The organism is Hymenobacter sp. DG01, assembly GCF_006352025.1.
In the GTDB taxonomy this organism is placed as follows: domain Bacteria; phylum Bacteroidota; class Bacteroidia; order Cytophagales; family Hymenobacteraceae; genus Hymenobacter.
Genome location: NZ_CP040936.1, coordinates 3,952,764 through 3,977,841, shown reverse-complemented (window position 1 = coordinate 3,977,841; position 25,078 = coordinate 3,952,764). Strand labels below are relative to the sequence as shown.

The 25,078-nt window shown below is 61.0% G+C and carries 22 protein-coding genes and 1 tRNA gene; 12 read left to right on the top strand and 11 right to left on the bottom strand.

Going from position 1 to position 25,078, the window contains the following annotated elements; all coding sequences use genetic code 11:
- Nucleotides 1-17 precede the first annotated feature (17 nt).
- Entirely contained in the window at nt 18-2,933 is a 2,916-nt protein-coding gene (gcvP, locus tag FGZ14_RS16910) for an aminomethyl-transferring glycine dehydrogenase (protein WP_139925372.1), read from the top strand.
- 96 nt (nt 2,934-3,029) lie between these two features.
- Here gcvP and FGZ14_RS16905 read toward each other — a convergent pair whose 3' ends face one another.
- Entirely contained in the window at nt 3,030-3,326 is a 297-nt protein-coding gene (locus tag FGZ14_RS16905; protein WP_139925371.1) for a hypothetical protein, read from the bottom strand.
- Nucleotides 3,327-3,539: 213 nt separating this feature from the next.
- Between FGZ14_RS16905 and FGZ14_RS16900 the strand changes: the two genes are divergently transcribed.
- Nucleotides 3,540-4,148, top strand: coding sequence for a DUF4136 domain-containing protein (locus tag FGZ14_RS16900; RefSeq protein ID WP_139925370.1), 609 nt, complete (start codon nt 3,540-3,542; stop codon nt 4,146-4,148).
- Between the two features lie 127 nt (nt 4,149-4,275).
- On the opposite strand, the gene lipA is transcribed toward FGZ14_RS16900, so the two are convergent.
- Nucleotides 4,276-5,178, bottom strand: a complete 903-nt coding sequence (gene lipA, locus FGZ14_RS16895; protein WP_180754630.1) for a lipoyl synthase — start codon at nt 5,176-5,178, stop codon at nt 4,276-4,278.
- 202 nt (nt 5,179-5,380) lie between these two features.
- Nucleotides 5,381-6,157, bottom strand: a complete 777-nt coding sequence (locus FGZ14_RS16890; RefSeq protein ID WP_139925369.1) for a hypothetical protein — start codon at nt 6,155-6,157, stop codon at nt 5,381-5,383.
- Between the two features lie 132 nt (nt 6,158-6,289).
- On the opposite strand from FGZ14_RS16890, the gene FGZ14_RS16885 reads away from it, so the two are divergent.
- Entirely contained in the window at nt 6,290-6,694 is a 405-nt protein-coding gene (locus FGZ14_RS16885; protein ID WP_139925368.1) for an OsmC family protein, read from the top strand.
- Between the two features lie 264 nt (nt 6,695-6,958).
- Here FGZ14_RS16885 and ytxJ read toward each other — a convergent pair whose 3' ends face one another.
- From ytxJ to FGZ14_RS16865, 4 genes are all read right to left on the bottom strand, one after another.
- Entirely contained in the window at nt 6,959-7,303 is a 345-nt protein-coding gene (gene ytxJ, locus FGZ14_RS16880) for a bacillithiol system redox-active protein YtxJ (RefSeq protein ID WP_139925367.1), read from the bottom strand.
- Between the two features lie 12 nt (nt 7,304-7,315).
- A complete protein-coding gene (locus FGZ14_RS16875) occupies nt 7,316-7,654 on the bottom strand; it encodes a hypothetical protein (protein WP_139925366.1) in 339 nt (112 codons plus the stop codon).
- Nucleotides 7,655-7,805: 151 nt separating this feature from the next.
- Complete coding sequence (locus tag FGZ14_RS16870) at nt 7,806-8,123, bottom strand: hypothetical protein (protein WP_139925365.1); 318 nt, start codon at nt 8,121-8,123, stop codon at nt 7,806-7,808.
- A gap of 62 nt (nt 8,124-8,185) precedes the next feature.
- A complete protein-coding gene (locus tag FGZ14_RS16865) occupies nt 8,186-10,222 on the bottom strand; it encodes a thiamine pyrophosphate-dependent enzyme (RefSeq protein ID WP_139925364.1) in 2,037 nt (678 codons plus the stop codon).
- A gap of 293 nt (nt 10,223-10,515) precedes the next feature.
- On the opposite strand from FGZ14_RS16865, the gene FGZ14_RS16860 reads away from it, so the two are divergent.
- A complete protein-coding gene (locus FGZ14_RS16860) occupies nt 10,516-13,017 on the top strand; it encodes a SusC/RagA family TonB-linked outer membrane protein (protein WP_180754393.1) in 2,502 nt (833 codons plus the stop codon).
- A 123-nt stretch (nt 13,018-13,140) separates the two neighbouring features.
- Nucleotides 13,141-14,427: a pitrilysin family protein gene (locus tag FGZ14_RS16855; protein WP_139925362.1), complete on the top strand. Its 1,287-nt coding sequence runs from the start codon at nt 13,141-13,143 to the stop codon at nt 14,425-14,427.
- A 91-nt stretch (nt 14,428-14,518) separates the two neighbouring features.
- Here the strand turns inward: FGZ14_RS16855 and FGZ14_RS16850 are convergent, their stop codons facing one another.
- The 3 genes from FGZ14_RS16850 to FGZ14_RS16840 form a co-directional block, all read right to left on the bottom strand.
- A complete protein-coding gene (locus FGZ14_RS16850) occupies nt 14,519-15,172 on the bottom strand; it encodes a hypothetical protein (RefSeq protein WP_139925361.1) in 654 nt (217 codons plus the stop codon).
- Nucleotides 15,173-15,365: 193 nt separating this feature from the next.
- Complete coding sequence (locus FGZ14_RS16845; protein WP_139925360.1) at nt 15,366-15,710, bottom strand: hypothetical protein; 345 nt, start codon at nt 15,708-15,710, stop codon at nt 15,366-15,368.
- Nucleotides 15,711-15,833: 123 nt separating this feature from the next.
- Entirely contained in the window at nt 15,834-16,361 is a 528-nt protein-coding gene (locus tag FGZ14_RS16840) for a hypothetical protein (RefSeq protein WP_139925359.1), read from the bottom strand.
- A 278-nt stretch (nt 16,362-16,639) separates the two neighbouring features.
- On the opposite strand from FGZ14_RS16840, the gene pheS reads away from it, so the two are divergent.
- From pheS to FGZ14_RS21810, 7 genes are all read left to right on the top strand, one after another.
- Nucleotides 16,640-17,677: a phenylalanine--tRNA ligase subunit alpha gene (gene pheS, locus FGZ14_RS16835; protein ID WP_139926146.1), complete on the top strand. Its 1,038-nt coding sequence runs from the start codon at nt 16,640-16,642 to the stop codon at nt 17,675-17,677.
- A gap of 187 nt (nt 17,678-17,864) precedes the next feature.
- Nucleotides 17,865-18,302: a hypothetical protein gene (locus FGZ14_RS16830; protein WP_139925358.1), complete on the top strand. Its 438-nt coding sequence runs from the start codon at nt 17,865-17,867 to the stop codon at nt 18,300-18,302.
- Nucleotides 18,303-18,399: 97 nt separating this feature from the next.
- Nucleotides 18,400-18,473, top strand: a tRNA-Asn gene (locus FGZ14_RS16825).
- Between the two features lie 553 nt (nt 18,474-19,026).
- A complete protein-coding gene (locus FGZ14_RS22355; protein ID WP_139925357.1) occupies nt 19,027-19,341 on the top strand; it encodes a PAS domain-containing protein in 315 nt (104 codons plus the stop codon).
- Nucleotides 19,286-21,559 carry a PAS domain-containing protein gene (locus tag FGZ14_RS16815; protein WP_257883419.1) on the top strand — a complete coding sequence of 758 codons (2,274 nt, stop codon included), beginning with the start codon at nt 19,286-19,288 and terminating at the stop codon, nt 21,557-21,559. Before FGZ14_RS22355 ends, FGZ14_RS16815 begins: the two co-directional genes overlap by 56 nt.
- Nucleotides 21,560-21,597: 38 nt before the next feature.
- On the top strand, nt 21,598-22,008 hold the full coding sequence (locus FGZ14_RS16810) for a response regulator (protein WP_139925355.1): 411 nt from the start codon (nt 21,598-21,600) through the stop codon (nt 22,006-22,008).
- Nucleotides 22,009-22,381: 373 nt separating this feature from the next.
- Complete coding sequence (locus FGZ14_RS21810) at nt 22,382-22,558, top strand: hypothetical protein (RefSeq protein ID WP_180754391.1); 177 nt, start codon at nt 22,382-22,384, stop codon at nt 22,556-22,558.
- A gap of 85 nt (nt 22,559-22,643) precedes the next feature.
- On the opposite strand, the gene FGZ14_RS16805 is transcribed toward FGZ14_RS21810, so the two are convergent.
- On the bottom strand, nt 22,644-25,076 hold the full coding sequence (locus FGZ14_RS16805; RefSeq protein ID WP_139925354.1) for a T9SS type A sorting domain-containing protein: 2,433 nt from the start codon (nt 25,074-25,076) through the stop codon (nt 22,644-22,646).
- Nucleotides 25,077-25,078: the final 2 nt, after the last annotated feature.

Below are 25,078 nucleotides of genomic sequence, written 5' to 3'. Positions count from 1 at the left end.
CCCTCACCCTTGTTTTTATGTTGCTTCAACCCAAGCCCGCCGATGTATTCGTGGACCGCCATAATGGCCCCGACGAAGCTGCGGTAGCTGAAATGCTGCGCACCATTGGCGTGGAGTCGATTGACCAGCTCATCGACGAAACTGTGCCGGCCGCCATTCGCCTGAAGAAGCCGCTGAACCTGCCCGCTGCCCTCACGGAGCGGGCTTTTTTGGCGAAGTTCAAGCGTATTGCCGGCCAGAATAAGCTGTTCAAAAACTACATCGGTCTGGGTTACCACGACACCCAGCTGCCGCCTGTAATCCAGCGCAACATTCTGGAAAACCCGGGCTGGTACACCGCCTACACCCCCTACCAGGCCGAAATTGCCCAGGGCCGCCTCGAAGCCCTCATCAACTACCAGACTATGGTAATTGACCTGACGGGCCTGGAAATTGCCAACGCTTCCCTGCTCGACGAAGGCACCGCCGCCGCCGAGACCCTGCACATGTTCCATTCCCTGACCAAAAAGAAGAACGCTACCCGCTACTTCGTTTCGGATCAGGTGCTGCCCCAAACCATTGACGTGCTGCGCACCCGCGCCACACCCCTGGGCATTGAGCTGGTAGTAGGCGACCACCGCACGGTTGACCTCACCGATGAGTCGCTGTTCGGAGCCATCCTGCAATACCCGGCCGCCGATGGTGCCGTGTACGGCTACACCGACTTCATCTCGAAGGCCCACGACAACAACCTGTTTGTAACCGTGGCCGCCGACCTGCTGGCCCTTACGCTACTCACGCCTCCCGGCGAAATGGGTGCTGATGCCGTGGTAGGTAACTCCCAGCGCTTCGGGGTACCCATGGGCTACGGCGGACCGCACGCCGGTTTCCTGGCTACCAAAGATGCCTTCAAGCGCGTAATCCCGGGCCGTATTATCGGTCAGAGCATTGACGCGGCCGGCAACAAGGCCTACCGCATGGCCCTGCAAACCCGCGAGCAGCACATCCGCCGCGAAAAGGCTACCTCCAACATCTGCACCGCCCAGGTGCTGCTGTCGGTGCTGGCCGGCATGTACGCCGTGTACCACGGCCCTCAGCGCATCCGTCAGTTTGCCGCCAACGTGCACGCCCTGACCCAAACGCTGAACGGCGCCCTCACCGGCCTGGGCCTGGAGCAAACCAACGAGCACTACTTCGACACGCTGGATATCCAGCTGGAAAGCGCCGAGCTGCAGCAGGCCATCCGTCAGGAAGCCGAAGCCGCTGGCATTAACTTCCGCTACTTCGGCGAAAACCAGGTAGGCATTTCTCTGAACCAGAACACCGAAATCGAGGATGTGCAGGACATCGTGGCCGTGTTTGCCAAGGTGTTGGGCAAAGAGGCAGCTGCGGTTTCCCTACCCTCCGAAGTATCGGTAAACTGGACGGACGAGCTGATCCGTAAGAGCGAGTACCTGACCCACCCCATCTTCAACTCGCACCACTCCGAGCACGAGATGCTGCGCTACATGAAGCAGCTGGAAAACAAGGACCTGAGCCTGGCTCACTCCATGATTCCGCTGGGCTCATGCACCATGAAGCTCAACGCCACCGCCGAGATGATTCCGGTGACCTGGCCAGAAATCGGTGGTTTACACCCCTTCGCTCCGCGCGAGCAAGCCCAGGGCTACGCCGAAATCTTCCGCGACCTGGAAGCGTGGCTCTGCGAAGTAACTGGCTTTGCCGCCGTGAGCCTGCAGCCCAACTCCGGGGCTCAGGGCGAGTACGCTGGTCTGCTAGCCATCAAAGGCTACCACGATGCCCGCGGCGACCAGCACCGCAACGTAGCCCTGATTCCGGCTTCGGCCCACGGCACCAACCCCGCTTCGGCTGTTATGGCCGGTATGCAGGTAGTGGTAGTAAAGAGCACCGAGGAAGGTAACATCGACGTGGAGGACCTGAAGGCCAAAGCTGCGCAGTATGCCGACAAGCTTAGCTGCCTGATGGTAACCTACCCCAGCACGCACGGCGTGTACGAGGAAACCATCATCGACATCTGCCAGACCATCCATAACCACGGCGGCCGCGTGTATATGGATGGCGCCAACATGAATGCCCAGGTAGGCCTGACCTCGCCCGCCACCATCGGGGCCGACGTGTGCCACCTGAACCTGCACAAAACCTTCTGCATCCCGCACGGCGGCGGCGGACCCGGCGTGGGCCCCATTGGCGTAGTTGCCGACCTGGCTCCCTACCTGCCCGGCCACGTGCTGGTGGATGCCGATGGCCGCACGGCCGGCGCGGTTACTTCGGCTCCCTGGGGCTCGGCCAGCATTCTGCCGATCAGCTACGCCTACATTTCGATGATGGGCGGCGAGGGGCTGACGGAGGCTACCCGCACGGCTATCCTGAATGCCAACTACATCAAGGCCCGCCTGGAAGCGCACTACCCCGTGCTGTACACCGGAGCCAACGGCCGCTGCGCCCACGAAATGATTCTGGACTGCCGCCAGTTCAAGAAGGCCGGCATTGAGGTAGAGGACATTGCCAAGCGCCTGATGGACTACGGCTTCCACGCGCCCACCGTATCGTTCCCGGTAGCGGGCACGCTGATGGTGGAGCCCACGGAGTCAGAAAGCAAAGAAGAGTTGGACCGCTTCATTGAGGCCATGATTGGCATCCGCAAGGAAATTGCCGCCGTGGAAGAAGGCCGCGCTGACCAGAAAGACAACCTGCTCAAGCACGCGCCGCACACCGCGGCAGCCGTGCTCACCGCCGACTGGAACCGCCCCTATACCCGCGAAGAGGCTGTGTACCCCACCGAGTACGTGCGCGCTGCCAAGTTCTGGCCCGCCGTGGCCCGCATCGACTCTGCCTACGGCGACCGGAACCTCATCTGCGCTTGCACCCCCGTGGAGCAGTACGCCGATGCCGAGGAGAAGCTGGTAGAAACTGATAAAGGTCCTTCGTACTAACGCACGGACCACCACACGAAAAAAGGCCTGGAACCAGTGGTTCCAGGCCTTTTTTCGTGTGGTGGTCCGATAGGTGCGTGCGACGGGTAGGCGCGGCTACTTTTGCGCGAAGCAGGTGCGGTACATGTAGCCGTTCTGGGTTTTGCCCTCGGCCGTTACGCGCACTTTCACGAAGTAGGCATCCACTGTGTCCATCACCTGCACCTCGCTGCCCGAGTTGATGGTGCTCAGTTGCGGCGAGGTTTTGGTCATACCGTCATATAGTACGCATTCCACTACGGTGTTGTGGGCCACGGGCCCCGTGGAGGCTTTGTTGGAGCGGGATTCAGTGCTGGCGGCACTGCAGGAAGCCAGCAAGCCGGCAATGCCCAGGTAGAGTAAAGTTTTTTTCATTGAGTATCAGCTAGAAAAAGGCCTCCCAAAAGATAGGGAGATTTTAAGCTGAAAAGGAATTTTCCAAGTCGGATTCTTCGAATAATTATTCTGCATGCAGTCTATTTCATCGGGAACGAGCGGCGAGCGACTACTGTTTACTAAGCAGACCGGGAGCAGGAAGCGGCGCACTGCAGCCCCTGCCTGGGCATCCATCCCTACTGATTTCTTCCTATGAACCGCATTCCCAAATTCTTGACCCGTCCCCTGACGCTGTCGGTGCTAGGGCTGACCCTGTTGCTGGGGGCCAGCGGCTGCGCCACCACGGCGCGCGTGGGCGTTACCTCCGATTTCGACCACTCCGTTAACTTCCGCAGCTACAAAACCTGGGCCTGGTACCCGCAGCAGCCCACCGATACGGAGGGTGGCCCGGCCAAGGGCTACGAGTCGTTCCTGGACAAGCGCATCCGGGCCGCCGTGGAGCAGCAGCTCACGGCCAAAGGACTGTCGAGGGTTGACAAAAACCCCGATGTGTTTGTGGCCTACAGTGCCCGCGTGGAAGACAAGCAGCGCAGCACTGGCGGCGCTTACGGCCCCTACGGCTACCCGTACTGGTACGGCTACGGCGGCTTTTACAACCGTGGCTTCAACCAGGGCATAGTAGATTACAAAGCCGGCACTGTTATCCTCGACTTCGTGGATGCCCGCCGCAAGGAGCTAGCCTGGCGCGGCCAGGGTCAGGCCCAGGTAGATAACCAGACTATTTCGGAGCCTGAAGTGCAGCGCATTGTAACCAGCATCCTGGGCAACTACCCTCCCGGAGCTGAGCAAGCCAGCCGCTAACCGGTCAGCAAGCTTTCAGAAACCTGTTTCGCGTGGCGCGAGACAGGTTTTTTTATGCCCTTATAACAGCAAAAGGCCTACCCCCAGGGCAGGGAGCAGGCCTTCTGTTGTGGTAATCTGATGAGTCTTAGATGGGTACGTTTACGTGGCGCTCGGCGTGGTAGCTGGAGCGTACCAGCGGGCCGCTTTCTACGTACTTGAGGCCGCGCTTCAGGCCTTCTTCCTTGTAGTGAGCAAACAGGTCGGGGTGAATGAATTCGGCTACCTCAATGTGGCGCTTGGTGGGCTGCAGGTACTGGCCCAGGGTCAGGATGTCGAGGCCGTTGGCAGCCAGGTCGTCCATGGCCTGGTACATTTCGTCTTTGGTTTCGCCCAGGCCCAGCATAATGCCCGACTTGGTGCGCTTGCCGGCCTGCTTAGTGCGCCGGATCTGCTCCAGGCTACGGTCGTACTTGGCCTGGGGCCGCACGAGGCGGTAGAGGCTGCCCACCGTTTCCATGTTGTGCGATACTACCTCCTGGCCGCCGGCTATCATTGTATCGAGGGCATCCCAGTTGGCTTTCACATCCGGAATCAGGGTTTCGATGGTGGTAGTGGGGCTGAGCAGCTTGGTTTGCACCACAGTCTCGTACCACACGCTGGCCCCCCGGTCCTTGAGTTCATCTCGGTTTACGGAGGTAATAACAGCGTGCTTCACGCCCATGAGCTGAATGGCTTCGGCCACCCGGCGGGGCTCGTCGAGGTCGTACTCGGTGGGGCGGCCGGTGGCCACAGCGCAGAACGAGCAGGAGCGCGTGCACACGTTGCCCAGAATCATGAAGGTAGCCGTACCGGCGCCCCAGCACTCGCCCATGTTGGGGCAGTTGCCGCTTTCGCAGATGGTGTGCAGCTTATGTTCGTCCACCAGGCGGCGGACATTGGCGTAGGCCGGGCCCACTGGCAGCTTCACGCGCAGCCAGTCGGGCTTGCGCGGTTTGGCGGGCGCAACAGGGGCAGCCGCCTCGGGCTGAATGATGGGCAGGGTCAGCAACAGTTCATCCATGCTGCAAAGGTAAGGGGGAATAGGTTGCGGGTATTCAGCCCCTAAGACAATTCCGCTGGCCTTGTGGTTTCAGGGAAAAGAATAGATCATGGATGAAAGGATAAAGAGCGAGAGATAAGGGACTATAGATGACGGACAGGGCAAGCCGTAATCTACTCCGCTGCTATGCCCTCTAATTTCTCATCCTACCTCAATTCCGGCTGCCCAGGTACAGAGTCAGGTAAACGGAGGGCAGGAACTGGTCGTTCAGGTCTTTGTCGGGTACCTGCGCTACCCGGATGATGGCCGGGTCCTTGGTGTACGCCTCCAGCAGAAACCCTACCTCTACGCCCGCTACGGCATCACGGTAGCGCCCGTACTCAAAGCTGAGGGCACCCCGCAGATGCGCACCCAGAATAGGCTTGGTTTGCCCGGCACCGGAAAACAACGGGGCCCGATCTACCACCAAGTCCAGCGGGTCGCGGTGAATTTCCGGGTCGTACTGCTCGTTATGAATGTCGGCGGTGGTAGGCGCCGTCCGGCCGTTGCTATAGTCGTAGCTGATGTAGTAGGGCATGAGCAGGCCGATAGAAGGGCCCGCCCCAGCCAGCACGTTCACCTGCACCCCCGAGTCGGGCGCCTTGCGAAAGATTACGCGCTGCAGCCCCACCGAAGGCCGGAGGGCAAAAAAGTAATTGCTTTTGCCGTACACGAATGAGCCCCCGTAGCGCGAGCCAAGCTTCTGCTCCTTGGGGTGCTTTATTTCCACGGCCTCCACGCTCCAGAAGCGGGCCCAGTCCTGGTTGAGCACCCGGGTAGAGCGCACGGAAGCGCCCCCGATCAGGCCGCCGCGGGTGTTGAAGTTGATGCCGTAAGTAAACTCTTTGCGGTAGGAAGGCTCGTCGTTGCTGGAAGAGGTAGCCTGGCTTTGCTGGGCCTGCGCGGCCGGCACCACGCCCAGTGCTGCCAACAGCAGGCCGGAGCTCATGACAAATGATGTACGCACGGAGAAGAAACGCAGGAGGCGGTGGAGAAATTGCGGGTGCACCGGCTTCTGACCGTCAACCCTACCGAAAGTACGTAAATTTACCCGCATACACTTGGCTAATTTTGATTTCCTATGAGCACTGCCACCGCCCAATACGCCGGTAATCTGCGTACCGAAGCTACCCACGTAGCCTCCGGCAATACCATCCTGACCGATGCTCCCGTGGACAACCACGGCCGGGGCGAGGCCTTCTCCCCCACCGACCTGGTAGCAACGGCCCTGGGCTCCTGCATGATGACCATTATGGGCATTGTGGCCGAGCGCCACGCCCTGGACCTGACCGGCGTACGCTGGGAGGTAACCAAGCACATGGTGGCCGAACCCCGCCGCATCGGGCAGATAGACGTTACGTTCCGCCTGCCCGCTACCCTCACAGAGAAGGAGCAGACCATCCTGGAAAATGCCGCCCGCACCTGCCCGGTGGCCCTGAGCTTAAACCCGGAAATCCGCCAGGAGGTTCGGTTCCTTTATGAGTAAAGAGGGAATGAAGGGATGAGGTGAATGGTGAAGAGGGGAACGGACTGGCGGACAACTGGTATCATCCCGTTTCCGCTGCCTGCCCTACCTGGTTGAAAGTACCGCATAAACCAAAAGGGAGCCGGCGCAACAACAGTGCGCCGGCTCCCTTTTGGTTTTCAGACAGGGGTAGGATGATGAACGCCGGATTAGATGACCCGGGTGGCCTGAGCGGTACGGCAGATTTCCGGCTGCCAGCCCATTCACCTGTCACTATTCATCTATCTATGCGTTCACCATTTGGGCTACCTCGTTGAGGCGGATGCCCATGTGCGAGGCATTGTAGCGGCACTCACCGTTTTGGATGAGCAGCAACTGGGGCGACTCGTGGCGGATACCGAACTTATCGGCAATTTCGTTGGAGATGGGGCGGAAGCGCAGCAAATCGAGGTAATAGAGCTTGGTGCTCTCCAGCCCGGCGTCGCCCCACTGCCGCTCTACCTTGCCTTTAGCGGCGGCGCTGATGGAGCAGGAGGTACTGTGCTTGAAAATAAGAACCGGGTGCTCGTACGATTCGCGGACGATGTCGGTGAGCTGCTCGGATTCGGTTAGGTGTTGCCAGGGGGTCATGGATGCAAGGAATTACTGAGCGTTGGAATCTTTCTTCTTTCGCAGACGCAAACTAAGGCGCGATGGTTCGGTGACGCGCGGCGTGCCGGTGCGGTCGAACTGATACGCAGCCTGCGCGCCCGTGGGTTTGATGGTGGCCTGCTTGCCGGCGCCGCCCTGCTTGAGCTCGGCCTTGGTTACCGTCAGGTGCGACTCTTTATACTCTGCCTTAACCCGCGCGGCTTCCCGCAGGGCGCGGCGGTTGGCCGCCCGCTGCTGGGCCGGGCTAGTAGATTCCAGCTGAGCCCGGGCCTCGGAGGCAATAGCCAGGCCCGCCAGTACAAAAGCTCCGATAAAGAAGTAGCGCCGCATAGGAGTAAACAATAGAGGGTGATGATGCCGGGTAGTAAAGCAAGACTGCTGCCAGCCGCCCCTACCCTTACGGAAAGCAGCAAGCCTTGGCCAGCGCCACGCAGGGCTACCCTCTGGTGGGCAGTGGGGCCGGGCGGTTTATGGCTCCAACTTACTGCAGAAAATCAGGAAGGACGATGCCCAGGAATTTGCGCTGCCCCACTTTGTGCTTCAGGCGGCGGCGCTCGTACTTGGGCTTCTTCAGGAGGCCGTTTTTATCGTAGCTGTTTTTCTGAGTTTTTACGGCCTCTTTTTCCACGTCCAGGGCCCGCCCGTCGGCCGACTGGTTGTCGGGGTTTTTGGCTTTTTTGACTTTGGGCTGGGGTGGGCCCGTCGGGCTGGGCATGCGGTAGGGGTGGCAGGCCGAAGCCAGCAGCACCGCCAGCACCAGCAGGGGCAGGCGCAACCCGGAAGCAGTAAAAACCTTCATGCGGAGTAGAATTCAACTTTCTGCCCAGGAAGGCAGCAGGCGCAAATTACGGATTTCAGGGGCTAGTAGCTCCGCAGTTTCGCCACCGTTTCGCGCAGGCGCTGCTGGGGCAGGAACACTTTTTCCAGCGGGGGCGCGAAGGGCACGGCCGTATCCAGGGAGGCCACGCGGTGCACGGGTGCATCAAGGTGGCGGAAACAGTGCTCCGCAATCCAGGCCGCAATTTCGCCGCCCAGGCCACCTATCAGGGTGTCCTCGTGCAGAATGATGACGCGGCCGGTTTTCTCTACGGTCTGGCGCACGGCCTCGGTGTCCCAGGGCAGCAGAGTCCGCAGGTCGAGGATGTCGGCCGAAAGCCCTACCTCCTCGGCCAGGGCCAAAGCCCAATGCACGCCGGCCCCGTAGGTGATAATGCTCATTTCCTGACCCTCGCGCACCAAAGCTGCCTTCCCGATGGGCGTGGTGTAGTAGGCATCGGGCACCGGCGCCGTGATACTGCGGTAAAGCAGCTTGTGCTCGAAGTACATAACGGGGTTGGGGTCCTCGAAGGCGGCGCAGAGCAGCCCCTTGGCATCCACGGGGTTGCTCGGGAATACCACTTTCAGGCCGGGGGTGTGGGTAAACCAGGCCTCGTTGCTTTGGCTGTGGAAGGGCCCGGCGGCCGTGCCCGCGCCGGTGGGCATGCGCACCACCACGTCGGCGTTCTGGCCCCAGCGGTAGTGGCTTTTGGCGAGGTTGTTTACAATCTGGTTGAAGCCGCAGGTCACGAAATCGGCGAACTGCATTTCCACCATGGCCTTTTTGCCCCTGATGCTCAGCCCTAGCCCCGCGCCTACAATAGCCGACTCGCAGAGGGGCGTGTTGCGCACCCGGCCCTTGCCAAACTGCTGCACAAAGCCCTCGGTAATCTTGAATACGCCGCCGTACTCCGCAATATCCTGGCCCATGAGTACCAGCTCGGGGTAGCGCTCCATGCTCTGGCGCAGCCCGTCGGAAATGGCATCCACGTAGCGCTTTTCGGTGTGCGGTGATGATGTGATGGGGTGATGGGGTGATGAAGTGTCTTGGTTCCGGCTCCCCTCATCACTAGTTACCTCATTACTTTTCACCTTATCACCAACCGGCGCATACATATCGGCCAGTTCTTGCTGGGGGTTGGCGGTAGGCATGGGGGTAGCATCGGCAATGCGCAGGCCTTCCTCAATTTCGCGCTTGATGGTTTCGCGGTAGCGCATGCGGGCTTCCTCATCCAGAACGCCTTCCTGCAGCAGCCACTTTTCGAAGTTCTCAACGGGGTCTTTCTGCGCCCACTGCTCAAACAGCTCCTGGGGCACGTACTTGGTGCCGCTGGCTTCCTCGTGCCCGCGCATCCGGAAGGTGAGGGCCTCCAGCAATACGGGGCGGGGGTTCTGGCGCAGGTCCTCGGCCAGGCGGCGCACGGTGTCGTACACTTCCAGCACGTTGTTGCCATCTACCTGCACGGCCTCCATGCCATAGGCGGGGCCTTTATCCACGAAGTAGCGGAAGCGGAACTGCTCGTTGGAGGGCGTGCTCAGGCCGTAGCCGTTGTTTTCGATGATGAAGATGACCGGTAGCTGCCATACCGCCGCCACGTTCAGAGCCTCATGGAAGTCACCTTCCGAGGCGCCGCCGTCGCCCGAGTACGTGATGGTCACTTTCGGCCGGTCGTCGAGCTTGTCGGCCAGGGCAATACCGTCCGCTACGGCCAGTTGGGGGCCCAGGTGCGAAATCATGCCCACGATGTGGTGCTCGTTGGTACCGAAGTGAAACGACCGGTCGCGGCCTTTGGTGAAGCCCGTGGTTTTGCCCTGCCACTGGGCAAACAGCCGGTCCAGAGGCACGTTGCGGCCCGTAAACACGCCCAGGTTGCGGTGCAGGGGCAGAATGTACTCGTCGGGCTCCAGGGCCAGGGTGCTGCCCACCGAAATAGCCTCCTGCCCGATACCCGAAAACCACTTGCTTACTTTGCCCTGGCGCAGCAGAATGAGCATTTTCTCCTCAATCATGCGCGGTTTCAGCAGGCCCTGGTAGAGGTGAAGCAGGGTGTCGTTGGAGTAGTCTTTCCGGTCGAAGTTCATCGGGAGTCAGCAGGAAATGATGGGTAGGGCCAAAAGTACGGGTTTGGCGGGGAAGGGAAATTATTGGCTGAGCTTTATGGAATTGGCCGCCGCCGGGCATCTATCTTCGAGACTGATTTCTTCCCTACCCCTGCTATATGGTTCGACTATTACCTCTCGGCTTGTTTCTTCCGCTTTCAATCACAGCCCAGGCCCAACAGCCCGATACGCTGGCTCCGCGGCGGGTGAGGATAATAATACCGAAAGCGGACAGCATACCACAAGTAGATTATCCTCTTATCTCGGGGCGGCTTGTGTCTGTTGGATTCGGTGTTTCTGTTAAATCATATGACTTCACATCCTACCTCCCTCTCCAAGAGCAACTCCGCCAAGTAGCTGGGGTGCAGGCTACGCCCTACTCCGGGGCGCCGGGGGCTCAGGTGGCGGTGCATATTCGGGGGGCAGCAAGCTTGTCATCAAATGCCCAGCCACTGTACGTGGTGGACGGTATGCCCGTGTTTCAGAACACCTTTCGGCTGGGCACGAGAAACTCGCCGGGAGGTGTGGTGCCGGCCGAGGTACAGGAACTGGATAACAATCCGCTACTGAGCATCCCTCAGGAGGATATTGAGCAGGTAGAAATTCTGAAAGGTGCGTACGAAACAGCCCTCTACGGCTCCCAGGGTCTCAATGGCGTTATCCGGATTACCACCCGCCGGGGCAAGGTGGGCAAGCCGCGCCTGAGCTACTCCGGTTACGGGGGCGTACAGCGTGCCCGCACCCACTACGATTTGCTCGACGCCCGAGAGTACGCCACCCTGCGCAATGAAGTGTCCCAACGGATTGGGCGGCCCCTTGAGTACAGCCCTGCCCAGCTGGCCGCCCTCGGGGCCGGCACCGACTGGCAAAACGAGCTGCTGCGCACGGCTGCCGTGCAGGAGCACCACCTGGGCCTTTCGGGCGGCACGGCGGCCACGCGCTACTACGCCGGCGCCGACTATCTGGGCCAGGAGGGGGTAATGCTCAACTCGCGCCTGCGCCGCTACGCGGCCCGCGCCGCCCTCAACCAGCAAATTGGCCGGCGCCTGCGCCTAGATGCCACCGGCAGCTTCAGCCAGACCTCCCAGCGCATTCCAAACTATTACGCGCTGCAAAGCGCCCTGCTCGCCCCGCCTACCCAGGCGCTGGCCGACAACCCCAACCCCGGCTACTACGTGAACCCCGTGGACCAGGCCCGGCAAAGCTTCCAGTCGCCCGAGCAGCAGCGGCTTCTGGCCCAGGCAGGGGCGCGCTACGAGCTGGTGACGGGCCTTACGCTGGATGTGCGCGCCAATCTGGAGCGGGCTACCCTGCGCAGCCGCTCCTACCAGCCGGCTTTCAGCAACTTTCCGGCCGGCGAAAATGGCTCCCTCACGTTCACGTACCGCCAATGGATAGCCAACCCGGCCCTGCGCTACGCCCGCACCATTGGCGGTGAGCGGCACGCCGTAGCGGCCAGCCTGGAAAGCATGCAGCAGTACCGCGAGTTTACAGCCGAGCAGTTCAGCTACATCCCTGGCTCTACGGCGGGTGGCAACCGCGGGAGTAGCACCAGCATGTCGAAGGCTACCCTGAGCTTCTACCAGCTTACGGGCAGCTACACTTTTGATGAGCGCTACCAGGTGCAGGGCACCCTGCGCCGCGACGGCTCCAGCACGTTTGCCTCCCAGGACCGCTGGGACTGGCTGCCGGGCGCGCAGGTGCGCTGGCACGTGGCCAAGGAGAAGTTCTGGGCCACGGCGCCCGCCCGGCTGGATGTATGGGCCGGCTGGGGGCGCAGCTCCGGCGCCGGCAACCAGGGCCGCAACTCCCTGCAGATTTTCGTGCCCGGCCAGGGCAACGGCAGCCAGCAAATCCCGCTTTTCCTACCCGAGCAAAGTCAGCAGATTGATGTGGGGATTGAAGCCGGGCTCCTAAACAACCACCTGACCGTAACGGCCCAGGCCTACAAGCGCCGCACCGCCAGCACGGGTCGGGCACCCGGCCTTCTGAGCTGGAACGATCCTGCTCCCAATGACTACCTGCGCAACTCGGGTCTGGAGCTGACGCTACAAGGAATATGGACAGCGGGTAAGCTGCAGGGCGTGAGCCGGCTGGTGACGGCTACCAACCGCAACCGCTACGAGCAAGGCACTTCCGCTTACTTTTTCACCCACCAGCGCACCCTCGACGGCCAGCCCCTGAGCACCTTCTACGGCTACCGCACCCAGGGCCTGGATGCCAATGGCAGCTTCCGCTACGAGGATGTCAACGGCAACGGCCAGCTCGATTTTCAGGACCGCCAGCCGCTGGGCAGTGGCCTGCCCCGGCAGCTGCTCAGCTTTAGCCAGCGGCTTACGCTCGGCCGCCTGGAGGCCCAGCTGCAGGCCGATGCCATGCTGGGCTACCAGGTGCAGAATACCGCCCTGCTTTACCTCGACGACCCCAATGGCTACAACAACGCCTCCGGGCGGATACGCGCCCGCTGGACGCCCGCCAACCCAGCGGCCGAGGTGCCCGCGGCCGGCTCCGAGGTGTCGGCTTTCAGCAACTACACGCTGCAGTCGGGCAACCACGCGCGGCTGTCGGCCCTGACGCTCAGCTATAAGGTATGGGAGCGGGAAACACGCAGCGTGCGGGTCTGGCTGGGCGCACACAACCTACTGGTAATTAGCAAATATCGTGGCTACGACCCCAACGTCAGCTCCGCCGGCTCCGACAACCAGCAGGCCGGCCTCGATGCCGGGGCCTACCCCACGGCCCGTACCTTGTTAGTGGGCCTGCGGGCTACCCTGTAGGCGCCCAAGGGGCTACCCCGGTACGTCGCCGGTCTTTCCCAGCCAGCCGCCCGAAACTTCTGTTTTGGGCGGCTGGTTGTTTATCTTACTGCCCCGTTGGGGCCTACTTCCCTGCCTTTTCCTATGATTCATTTCGAAGAATTTACCCTCGATAACGGCCTGCGCTGCATCGTGCACGAAGACCACAGCACGCCCATGGCGGTGCTCAACGTGCTCTACAACGTAGGCTCCCGCGACGAAGACCCCGCCCACACCGGTTTTGCCCACCTGTTTGAGCACCTGATGTTTTCGGGCTCCGTGAACATCCCCAGCTACGACGAGCCCCTGCAGCTGGTGGGCGGCGAGAACAACGCCTTCACCTCCCCCGACATCACCAACTACTACCTCACCCTACCCGCCGCCAACCTCGAAACCGGCTTCTGGCTGGAGTCAGACCGCATGCTGAACCTGGCTTTCTCGGAGCAGGGCCTGGAGGTGCAGCGCAAGGTGGTAGTAGAGGAATTCAAGCAGAACTACCTCAACCAGCCCTACGGCGACGTGTGGCTGAAGCTGCGGCCCCTGGCCTACCAGCACCACCCCTACCAGTGGGCTACTATCGGCAAGGAAGTCAGCCACATCGAAAACGCCACCATGCAGCAGGTGCGCGACTTTTTCGCCAAGCACTACTCGCCCGCCAACGCCATTCTGGTAGTAGCCGGCGACGTGACCGTGGCTGAGGCCCGGCGCCTGGCCGAGAAGTGGTTCGGGCCCATTCCGGGCGGCACCCGCTACGAGCGGCGCCTACCCCAGGAGCCGCGCCAAACCGAAGCCCGTTTCCTGGAAGTAACCGCCGATGTGCCCCTCTCGGCCCTGTATAAAGTGTACCACATGCCCGGCCGCGCCGACGAGGGCTACTACGCCGCCGACCTGCTGGGCGACGTGCTGGGACGGGGTAAATCGTCGCGGCTGTACCAACGACTGGTGAAGGAGACGCCCCTGTTCAACTCCGTTTCGGCCTCCGTAATGGGCTCCTTCGAGCCGGGCCTGCTGGTGGTCAGCGGTAAGCTGAACGTTGGGGTTACCCTGGAAGAAGCCGACGCGGCTGTGGAAGCCGTGGTGGCTGAGTTCCTGACCTCGGAGCTGGAAGCCGACGAGCTGGAAAAAGTTAAAAACCAGGCCGAGGCCAGCATCGTTTTCAGCGAGATTGAGCTGCTGAACCGGGCCATGAATCTGGCCTTCAGCAAGCTGCTCGGCAACGCTGACCTCGTGAATCAGGAAAGCGCCCGGGTGCAGGCCATTACCCCGGCCCAGGTGCAGGCCGCCGCCCGCGAAGTGCTGCGCCCCGATAACTGCAGCACCCTGTACTACCGCGCCCAGGAAGCGGCTGCCGCACCCGCCTCAGAACCAGTACTGGCAGCAGTGGCTCAGTAGCTGCCTTTCTAACCTAAAACAGCACAGCCCGCCTGATACTTCAGGCGGGCTGTGCTGTTTTAAACCGAATCGGATGGGAGGGACGGTGGGCTTACCAGCCGCTGCCGCCGCTGCCCCAGCCATCATCAGCTTTTTTCTTGGGAGCAGCTTTTTTCACTGGGGCGGCTGCTTTTTTGGTAGTGGCAGCAGCGCCGCCGCTTTTGGTGCCTGCTGCCGCGCCAGCGGCGCTGGCTTTGGGCGCCGCTGGGGCCGGAGTGGCCGCTACGGGAGCGGGCTCGGGCTCAGGAGCCGGAATAATAGGGGCCGGAGCCGGGGCCATCGGCGCGGGGTCAGAAGCACGTACGGTGCGACGCACATACGGCTTCAGGGGGCGGCCCCGGTAGTCGGTGGTTACGCGCCGCGAGGGAGCCGCGGAAAAGCCAGGAGCCAGGCTAGCTCCAATCGGCTGAGGCTCAGAAGCCGGGCCCATGGCAGCAGCCCCGCCCGAAGCCCCGCCCCAGTCGCCGCTACCCGAAGCCGGAGCAGCCGTAGCGGTAGGGGCCGGGGTAGCCGCGGGCGCAGCAGCCGGAGCTGCTACCGCAGCCTTAGTCGGTGTTGATTTCTTGGCCGGAGCCGCCTTTTTCGCGGGAGCTCCCCAGCCATCGGAAGAGGTATCCCAGCCGTCGGACGACTTTTTCTGGGCTACGGCTGGTGCGGCCAGCAGTACGCCGCCAAGCAGCAACAGTGGGAAGAATTGACGAGTCATAAGAAAGATAAAAGCAGATTCTTACCGCAAAGGTACGGCACCCCGCGCGGGCCCGAAACCCCCGCCTCACTTTTTGCCCTAACGTGACGTTTTTCAGGAAGTTCCTTCCCGGACCGGAATTACTGGATTTTGCGCCGTCCTCGTCACATAGTCTTTCTAATAACTGTGAAACTGATTCCGGGCTGCCCTACCCTCAGGGCCGGCTAACGGCCCGCTTAGGCTCACCCGATGAAATAGTGGAAGGCCCGGTGGGTTTTTTAGCGGGTTTTTTCTTGAGAGGACGCCCCATGTAGTCGGTGGTGGGCGGGCTGGGCATGTTCAGCCGCAAGCCGGGCGCCAGCTTCAGGTTTTCCTCGTCGCGCCGGCCGCTGCGGTCGTAGCGGGCGTAGGCCCCGGCGCGGGCCCGGGCGCGCGGGTTGGAGGTCCGATGGTAGGCAGCCTTGGTACGGGTAGCGGGCTTGGTCTGGCCCAGGGCCGGCACCTCGGTTAGCAGGCAGGCCATTCCCAGCAGCATCAGGGGTAGGAGTCGTGCTTTCATTACAGGAGTAGTAAGGGGTTCAGCGGTTTACCATGCGCCCTCCTGCATACGGCAACAGCCCGGCAACGGCTATACCGCCCGGGCTGTTTGCACTCCGGCACTGCTCAAATAATGTTTGCAGTCCTACCAGCCCGCAGCCATTGGCTCATCGGCTACATCGGCCTGCGCCGATGCCGTAGTGGCGGCCGGCTTACGCAGAGGGCGGCCATTATAGTCGGTGCTGGTGCCCCGGTAGGGAGCAGTGTTCATGCCCGGGGCCAGCATCACGCCCGAAGAACGCATCATGGGGTCGTCGTTCTGGGCTACGTCCACGGAGCGGGGCCGCTTCGATTTGGCCTTGGCTACCGGCCGGCCATTGTAATCGGTACTGGTACCACGGTAGGGCGAGGAGCTCATGCCGGGCGCCACCATTACCCCCGAGGAGCGCATCATGGGGTCATCATCCGGAGCGGCGGCGGTTTCCCAGCCGTTGCTGGTAGGCGCGGGGGTAGCGGGCTCGTTCCAGGTTTCCAGGGCCGGCCACTCGGGTTCCGCGGCGGGAGCTACGCTGGTGATGGCCGTTTTACCGGGTTTGGCTTTGGTTTGAGCCTGAGCTTCGGACGCACCGAAGAGGGCCACTGCTACGGCAGCGGAGAGAAGTAAGCGTTTCATCGGAAAGGCAGATCAAAGAGGTGAATACCATACCCGGCTCTGGCCGGACCTGCAGCCAGCTGGCTAACGGGTGGCGCCCCACGTTCAGCCTTAGTTGCCGCTTGTGCTATCGGTATTTACAGCAACCGTACCAGTTTTGACCGTAGGCTGCCCACAACGATGACCACTGGTAAAATTTCGCATTTTTCAAATCTTATATTATTGACATTCATATACTTGTACGCACCCCACTTCAATCCCTAAGCATCTAGCCCCAATCAAGTTACCTTTGCCTTATGATGCAGGATAACATCGCGCGGCTGCGCGCCGAAATCGACGCCTACGACCTTACCACCGCGGAACAACTCGACCAGTTCCGGATTGCCTATACCGGCCGTAAGGGCCAGCTGGCCGACCTCTTCGACCAGTTGAAAACCGTTCCGCAGGAAGACCGCCGGGCCGTTGGGCAGGAGCTGAACCAGCTGAAGCAAGCCGCTCTGGCCCGCTTCGAGCAGCGCCAGCAGGAACTGGAAGCTGCCGCGGCCAACGCCCCCGCCGACCCCACCTTCGACTACACCCTGCCTACCATCCCGAATGCCTTGGGCACGCGCCATCCCCTGAGTTTGGTGCGCGAGGAAATCGTGCGGATTCTGGCCCGTATTGGCTTCAATGTAGAGGAAGGCCCGGAAATCGAGGACGACTGGCACAACTTCACGGCCCTGAACTTCCCCGAGAACCACCCGGCTCGCGACATGCAGGACACGTTCTTTGTGCGCCGCACGCCCGGGGAGCAGGAGTGGGTACTGCGCACGCATACTAGCCCGGTGCAGGTGCGCGTGATGCAAACCCAAAAGCCGCCCATCCGCAGCATCATGCCGGGCCGCGTGTACCGCAACGAGGCTATTTCGGCCCGCGCCCACATGATGTTTCATCAGGTGGAGGCCCTGTTCGTGGATGAGAACGTGAGCTTCGCCGACCTGAAGCAAACAGTCTACTACTTCGTGCAGGAGCTTTTCGGGCAGGATATGCAGGTGCGGTTCCGTCCCTCCTTTTTCCCCTTCACCGAGCCCTCGGCCGAAATTGACATTACCTGCCTGATCTGCAAGGGCACGGGCTGCAACATCTGCAAACAAACCGGCTGGGTAGAAATCGGGGGCTGCGGCATGGTGGACCCCGCCGTGCTGGAGCAGTCCGGCATTGACCCCGAGCGCTACTCCGGCTACGCCTGGGGCATGGGGATTGAGCGTATTACCATGCTCAAATACCAGATCAAAGATTTGCGCTTGTTCACGGAAAACGACGCCCGCTTCCTGCGGCAGTTTGAAAGCGCCCAGTAGATCTGCTACCCCAATGATAGCACCTCAACTCCCATTTGCGTACCACGCAGGTGGGAGTTGACGTTTATAGCAACTCCAGGAAACTACTGTGCTTCTGACTGCTTTCCGGACATGGTTCCTCAAGCTGGTAAGCTGCATTACCATCCCTGAGGGCAGTTTCCTTACCCCCTGCTTCTGCCCCAACCCTATGCGCTTTTCCCTTTTCTTCGTGCTGATGCTGTTTTGCGGTTCAGCTGCTACCCTACTTGCAGGCTGCAACTCCTCTTCCAATGATGGGCAGCCGCAGATTCCGCTGGCTGCCGTCAACGAAATCCTCTTCCTCACCGACCAGCAGAACAGCAACCTGCGCTTCGATAATGGGGCGGTGTACCACAAGGGCGGAGTCCGGGGCCTGATTATCGTTCGGCAGAATGCCAACAGCTACCTCGCCTTCGACCGCAACTGCCCCTACCAACCCCTCGACACCTGCGCCCGGCTTAAAATTGATCCATTTTTGCGGCTTTATGATCCGTGCTGCCAGTCGCAGTTTAGCCTGCAGGGACAGCCACAAGCCGGCCCTGCCACCCGTCCGCTCCGCCAATACAATACTGCCCTTTCCGGCAATACCCTGACAATCACGAACTAACTGTTTTTTCTGATTTTTTTCGAAAACCATGTTTGCACGTTCGAAAACTTTGCTCTAATATTGCACCAGCAACGGCGAAAAAGACGCCGCCATAACCGCTTCCTTAGCTCAGCCGGTTAGAGCATCTGACTGTTAATCAGAGGGTCCCTGGTTCGAGCCCAGGAGGGAGCGCTCAAGTTGAAGAAGCCCGCCGACATCCGGCGGGCTTCTTCGTTTTTAGACTATTCTAGGCCTTGATCCATCAGCCGGAAACTATAGTTATAGTGGTACGCAAACTGGTACACGTTCCGCTAGTGACTGATGACAAAGAGACCTGTCGTCTACACGCAACATTCGTGTCCACTTTCACCCCCATTCATTTCGGGGCCGATAAACAAGGTTGGTGCGCCCTTAGCATTATTGCTCACTGGCATGGAGAAACTCTTCTTCCGCGTACCGGGGAGCGAGTACCGCCCTAAAAGGCAGGAAGAAAGGGCGAAGTACTCTCGCTCTCTGGGACTATGCAGCTGACCGCGCTACTAGTCAGCATCCACACTACTTACGTTTGATCAGTCGCCTGAACGATTGGGAGCAGGACGTTGTAGCCACCTTCCACGATGCTTCCCGCGACTTTTGAAATCCTACTCCGGGTGGCAGGACGAACCATGTTACAATGCCTGACGTTGCCAGCCATTAGCATTATATTCGAGACTAATTGCACGTCTCGTGCTACTACACGTACGCTATGGCTTCACCACTTCCGGACTCGGGCACCAATTCCTCTTGCCCGCCTCCCATCGCTCTTCCCGGCGCCTGGAGTCTGCCCGAGGTCGTGGCCAGCCTGCCGGCTGCGTGCGTTTTGCTCACGCCCACGCTGCACGTCGCTGCCGCCAGCGACACTTACCTGGACATTTTTGGCCTGACGCGGGCGCAGCTGCTGGGGCGCACGCTGTTCGAGGTGTTTCCTGGCACGCCCGGCACGCCTGCGGGCCTCTTTGCAGCAGGTGCTGGCCACGGGGGAGCCGCACCACATGGCCGTGCAGCACTACAACGTGCCTAACCCAGCCGCCCCCGGTCAGCTCATGGGGCGCTATTGGGACCCCACTAACAGCGCCATCCGCGACGCGCAGGGCACCGTCACCGGCCTCGTGCACAGCATCGTCAACGTGACCGAGCGGGTGCAGGCCGAGGCCGAGCTGGCGGCCAGCCAAACCCGTGAGCGCGCGCAAGCCCAAGCGCTGGAAGAGGCGACCCGGCGGCAGATGGAGAGTCTGCAAAGCATTCTACAGCAGGCCCCCATGGGCATTAACGTCATGCGGGGCCCGGACTTTGTGGTGGAGTTCCTCAACGAGGAAGGAGCCGCCATTATGGGCCTGCCGCGGGCCCAGCTTCTGAACAAGCCCTTGTTTGAGGCTTTGCCGCTGCTGCGCGAACAAGGCTTGGACGAGGCTTTCCGGCGCGTGCTGCAAGGCGAAGCGTTCGTTTACAACGACCTACCGGTCCTCTTCGACCGCACTCATTCGGAGCGGAAGGAACTCGGGTATTACCGCGCGGTCTACCAGCCCTGGCGCAACGAAAGGGCCGACGTCATTGGGATTATAACGATGGTGGTGGACGTGACCGAGCACGTGCTGGCCCGCCAGCAGCTCGAAGCCCAGCGGCAACAGGCGCAGCAGCTCAATCAGGAATTGGAAACCCGGGTGCAGGAGCGGACCCGCCAGCTGGAAGCGGCGCAGTCGGCCGCCGAGCGCCAGCGCCGCCAGTGGCACGAGCTCTTTATGCGGGCCCCGGCCAGCATCTGCATTTTCGACGGGCCGGAGTGGGTCTATGAGTTTGTTAATCCGCGCTACCAAGCCATGTTTCCGGGCCGCGAGCTGCTGGGCAAGCGCCTGGTGGATGCCTTGCCTGAAGTAGCCGACCAGCCCTTAATGGCTATTCTGCATCACGTTTACGACACGGGGGAGCCCTTTGAAGCCAACGAGGTGCTGGTGCCCCTGGCCCGCACGGCGGAAGGCCCTGTAGAGGACATTTACTTCGACCTCACCTACCAGGCTCGCCGCAATGAGGCCGGGCAGATTGATGGCTTTGTTACCTATGCCTACGACGTCACGGAGCAGGTGCTGGCCCGCCAGCAGCGCGAGGTCCAGCAGCGCTTAGTCGAAGCTCTGTTTGAGCAGGCACCCACGGCCATTTGGGTGGTGCAGGGGCCCCACTATGTATTTGAGCTGGTGAACCCGCTCATGGAACACATTCTGGGCCATTCCCAGGCGCAACTCCTCGGCCGGCCCTATCTGCAGGCGTTGCCGGAACTGGTGAGCCAGGGCCTGCCCGAGTTGCTGCGCCGGGCCTGGGAGGGCGAGCAAGTAACAGTGAAGGAGCTGGGTGCGCACTTAGCCTACCACGAGGCGGGGCAAATAAGCTACTTTAATTTTGTATTTGAGCCCCTACGTGATGCACAGGGGCAGGTGCACCGCATTGCCTGCGTGGCCGTAGATGTGACCGACCAGGTACTGGCGCGCCAGCAGGTGCAGCACCTTAATCAGGAGTTGCAGACCAGTAACGAGGAGCTGCACGCAAGCAACAGCCAGTTGGTGCGCACCAACGTGGACCTGGACAACTTCGTTTACACGGCCTCTCACGACTTGAAGTCTCCGATTAGCAATATTGAGGGCCTGCTGGCGCTCTTGCCGGAGTTGCTGCCCGCTGCCGTGCGCGCCGACGAGCAGGTAGCACCGGTGCTGGCCCGAATGCAGGAGTCCATTGAGCGCTTTAAGCGCACCATCGCCCACCTGACCGACGTAAGCCGGCTGCAAGCCGAGTTTGCCCAGCCCGCCGAGCCCGTGTCGCTGGCCGCCATCATCGAGGATGTGCAAGAGGATCTGCACTTCCAGTTTCAGGCCACCGGCGCTGTGCTCGAGGTAGCCGTTCAGAACACGCAGCCGCGGGTGTTTTCGCCCAAGAACCTGCGCAGCCTGGTGTATAACCTGTTGAGCAACGCCCTAAAGTACCGCCACCCCGAGCGGACGCCCCGCGTGCGCATCAGCTGCCAGCCAGCCGACGACTCACTGGTGCTCACGGTGCAAGACAACGGCCTTGGGCTGAGCGACCAGCAGCAGCATCGCCTGTTTCAACTCTTCCAACGCCTGCACACCCACGTCGAGGGCTCGGGCGTGGGGCTTTATGCGGTCAAAAAGATTGTGGAAAATGCGGGCGGGACCGTGGCTGTCGCCAGCCAGAAGAACGTAGGCACCACGTTCACCCTCACCTTTCCGGCCTAGAAGCGGGCGTCTCTACCTTCTTTCCTACTACCCTCTCCATGCCTCGCCTATCGAGTGTGCTGCTGGTCGATGATGACACGACCGCCAATTTTCTCCATAAGATGCTGATTCAGCGCGCCGGCCTGACCGAGTACCTGTTGGTGGCCGAGGACGGGGCACAGGCCCTACGCACGCTGGCCGACGCATGCCAGGGGCCGGATAAGGCGCAGTGCCCACAGCTGATTCTACTTGACCTGAACATGCCGGTGCTGAACGGCATTGAGTTTCTTCAGGCCTACCAGCACCTGCCCTCCACCCAGCGGCAGGGCATTGTGGTGCTACTGCTCACCAGCGCCTCCGTTGAGCGGGACCTGGACCTGCTGCGGGGCCTGCCCTTCAACGGCGTAATAGAAAAGCCCCTGACGGCCGCTAAACTCCAACAGCTGCTCGACCAGCATTTTCCGGCCTAGGGCATGCCCGTCAATACCCGGCGGGCTTCTTTGTTTCTAGACGATTTTGAGCGTTTTTTCTGATTCTCTACCGTTTCCGGTTAGCCTGCACTGTGGCTGTACCTATTGGCAAGGGCAGCCGGGTAAGCGGTAGGCACCAAAAAGTTAAGGCGGGCCAGCTACAGCTGTTAGGCTACTAAGGAATATTGGCCGGTTGGCAGCCAGGCAAGCAGGAGCCGGAAATCTGCTTCAACCCGACGGGGGCATTCAAGCCTTTGTATGTTTGATTTGCGGCTGGGGATAGGGCTTGGGCATCAACCTTTTTCCGGGAGGAGTAGTACATGCCATAAGAGCTGTATTGAGTGGCTCACGTTCCACCTTCTCTCCCTATGCCATGACTACCTTACGCTTTCCCCTCACGCTTGCTTTTCTGGTGCTGCTTACCTTTTCGCTGAGCAGCTGCGACGCTATTGGCACCATCTTCAAGGCGGGCGCCTGGACCGGCCTGATCGGTGTGTTTTTGATTGTACTGCTGCTGTGGTTTATCGTGAATCGTTTCCGCCGCTCCTAAGGACCGCAACGCTCACACCCATACACGCGAAAAAGCCGCGTCCAATATCCGGGCGCGGCTTTTTCGTGTAAAAGGCTCTCGTTTCTTACTCTTTAATAACCCGAGCCGTTTGTACGCCCTGAGGAGTGCGGACGCGCACCAGATAAACGCCTGCTGGCTGGCCGGCCAGCTCGAAGTGGCCATCAGGCCCAACCATCGCCACGGTAGCTCCGAGGATGTTGAGGACTTCGCCTTGCTCTGAACCGGCTCCGGCCGGCACTACCACCCGGAACTTGCTAACGCCTGGGTTGGGCGTTACGTGGGCAACGCTGGCCCCGGCAGTAGTTACCACCGCTACGTCGGAAAGGGTTTCGGTGCCATCGGTATCTACCTGGCGCAACCGGTAATAGTTGACCCCTGCCAGGGGGGTAGCATCGGTGAACTGGTAGTGGTGGCTGGTGTTGGCAGTGCCACGGCCGGCTACGGTACCAATGGCCTGGAACGACTGGCCCGTTGCGCTGCGCTCTACCACAAACCGCGCGTTGTTGAGCTCAGCGGCGGTTTGCCACACGCAGCGGACCACAGAGCCCACCGGCGCGGCCGTGAAGCTGGTCAGCTGTACCGGCAACACCCCGGGGCTGCGGGAGGAAACACCGAAAGGTGAAAAGCTGGTAATGCCCGGACGGCTGATGGCGTACACGTTCGGGGCCACGGTAGTGGGGGGCGCGACGGAGATGTACCGGTCCCAGGCGCCGCCTCTATAGTGGTTGATATGGGCCGCGGCCGGCACAAAATCCGGAGTAGCATCGGCGGCGTTCCACTGCAGAGTCAGGGTTACATCGGAGTTGCCGGCTACCTCTTCCGCCACATGCCAGGTTTTCTTTACGTTCTGGTAGGCTACCACCGTGCCGGCACCGGTGCCGTTGGCATTGTACTGGGTGTACGTACCATCGGCTACACGCACGGCAAACACATCCTCGCTTTGCGCCGCCGACTGCTTCAGACTGGCCGGGGTATAGCTGGTGGCGGTTCCGATAGGGTACAGTACATCCAGGCCGGTATTGGGTACCGTTTGGCGCAAAGCCCCCAGCCCGTTGGTAACGATGTAGGCCGAGCTACCGGCATTGCGGATGCTACCCTGGTAATCGGCGGCAAGGTCGGGACGGGTAAGGGTTACGTTGTAGGCTCCCAGGGTCAGCTTGGCGGTGTTGCCCAGGTCCAGGGTACCATTCACCAGAATGTCGCCGCCCAGGGTTTTGCTACCCTCCCCCGCAAGCACCAGGTTGCCGTAGCTGGCCGGCCGGATGGTATGGGCTATGGTCGCGTCGCCCACGTACTCCACTGTGCTGGTCGTGGCCAGAGCCCCCAGGGTCATGTTGGTAGCATCGGGGCGCAGAATACGTAGGGTTGAGCCCTCGGCTACATCCACGGTACCTACTACCGTTCGGTTCCCATCGGCCACGACCAGAGTAGCTGGAACGGCGGGCATGGCCGGGGTAGAGCCAATGGCCGGCGAGGCCGGAATACCCACGATAATCTTGGAGTTCTGACCACTCACGGTCCAGGCGTTGCCTTGCTGCACCCGGTTGGCGGTGCCATCCGTGCCGCGCACGTAAAAGGTCTGGTCGGGGGCAGAAAAGTTACTGGGCTTGGCTCCGCCTACCTGCCCATTGCTGCCAATGGTAGTGCCCCAGCTGTTGGTTTTATCAATGTCGCCGGCCAGATCGGAGTAAAACACGTTGGTTTGCGGAGTGATGACCACGTCATCAATAGACAAGCCGTTGCCGTTGGTTTGGGTGTTGAACACGTACGACCACCGGATCATGATTTCCTCGTTGTTAGCTAGGTTCAGGCCCACGAGGGTGGTTCGCAGCACCCGGCGGTTGGTGGCTGCGTTACCGTCGCGGGCCGCAATGGCCGTAGAAGTAGATGGCGCCACTACCCCCAGTTCGGGCACCGAAGTCCATGTTCCGTTCTTGAGGCTTGTAATGGCGGCGGCGCTGCGCTGATAATCGACGCTTACCTGCGCGGCCAAGGTCTGGCTGGAGTTGTACCACTGCTCCATGGCATACTGTACCTCCAGGTTCTTGATGGGTACCCCCGAGGTGTTCTTGAGCCGGATGCCCACGTAGCCGATGCCCGGGGAGGTGTTGGTAGCCGCAATGCCGCCCAGGGCTCGGTCGGTGGAACCAGGCGCCCCGAAATGGTACCACGCCGCCCCATCGGGCTGGCCATACACATCCCTCGACTCGCCTCTCGATCCGTCGTCGGCGCTTAGTGGTACCGTTCCATACGTCCGCACCCCCGATTCGTACTCCCCGGGGATTGAAGGATTGTCGAAGGTGGTGCGGGCGTACACTCCCACCAGCGTGGTGTTGCTGACAAATGTGGCGTTGGTGCCGGCCAGCGCGTCGAAGTTCTGGATGTAGGGGCCCAGCCCGTTTACGGCAGCACTTTTAAATAAATACTGGGCCTTGGCAGCCACGGAGCTGGTTAACAGGGCCACCAGCAGGCCTTTGCGCAAGTAATTTTTTAGCATAG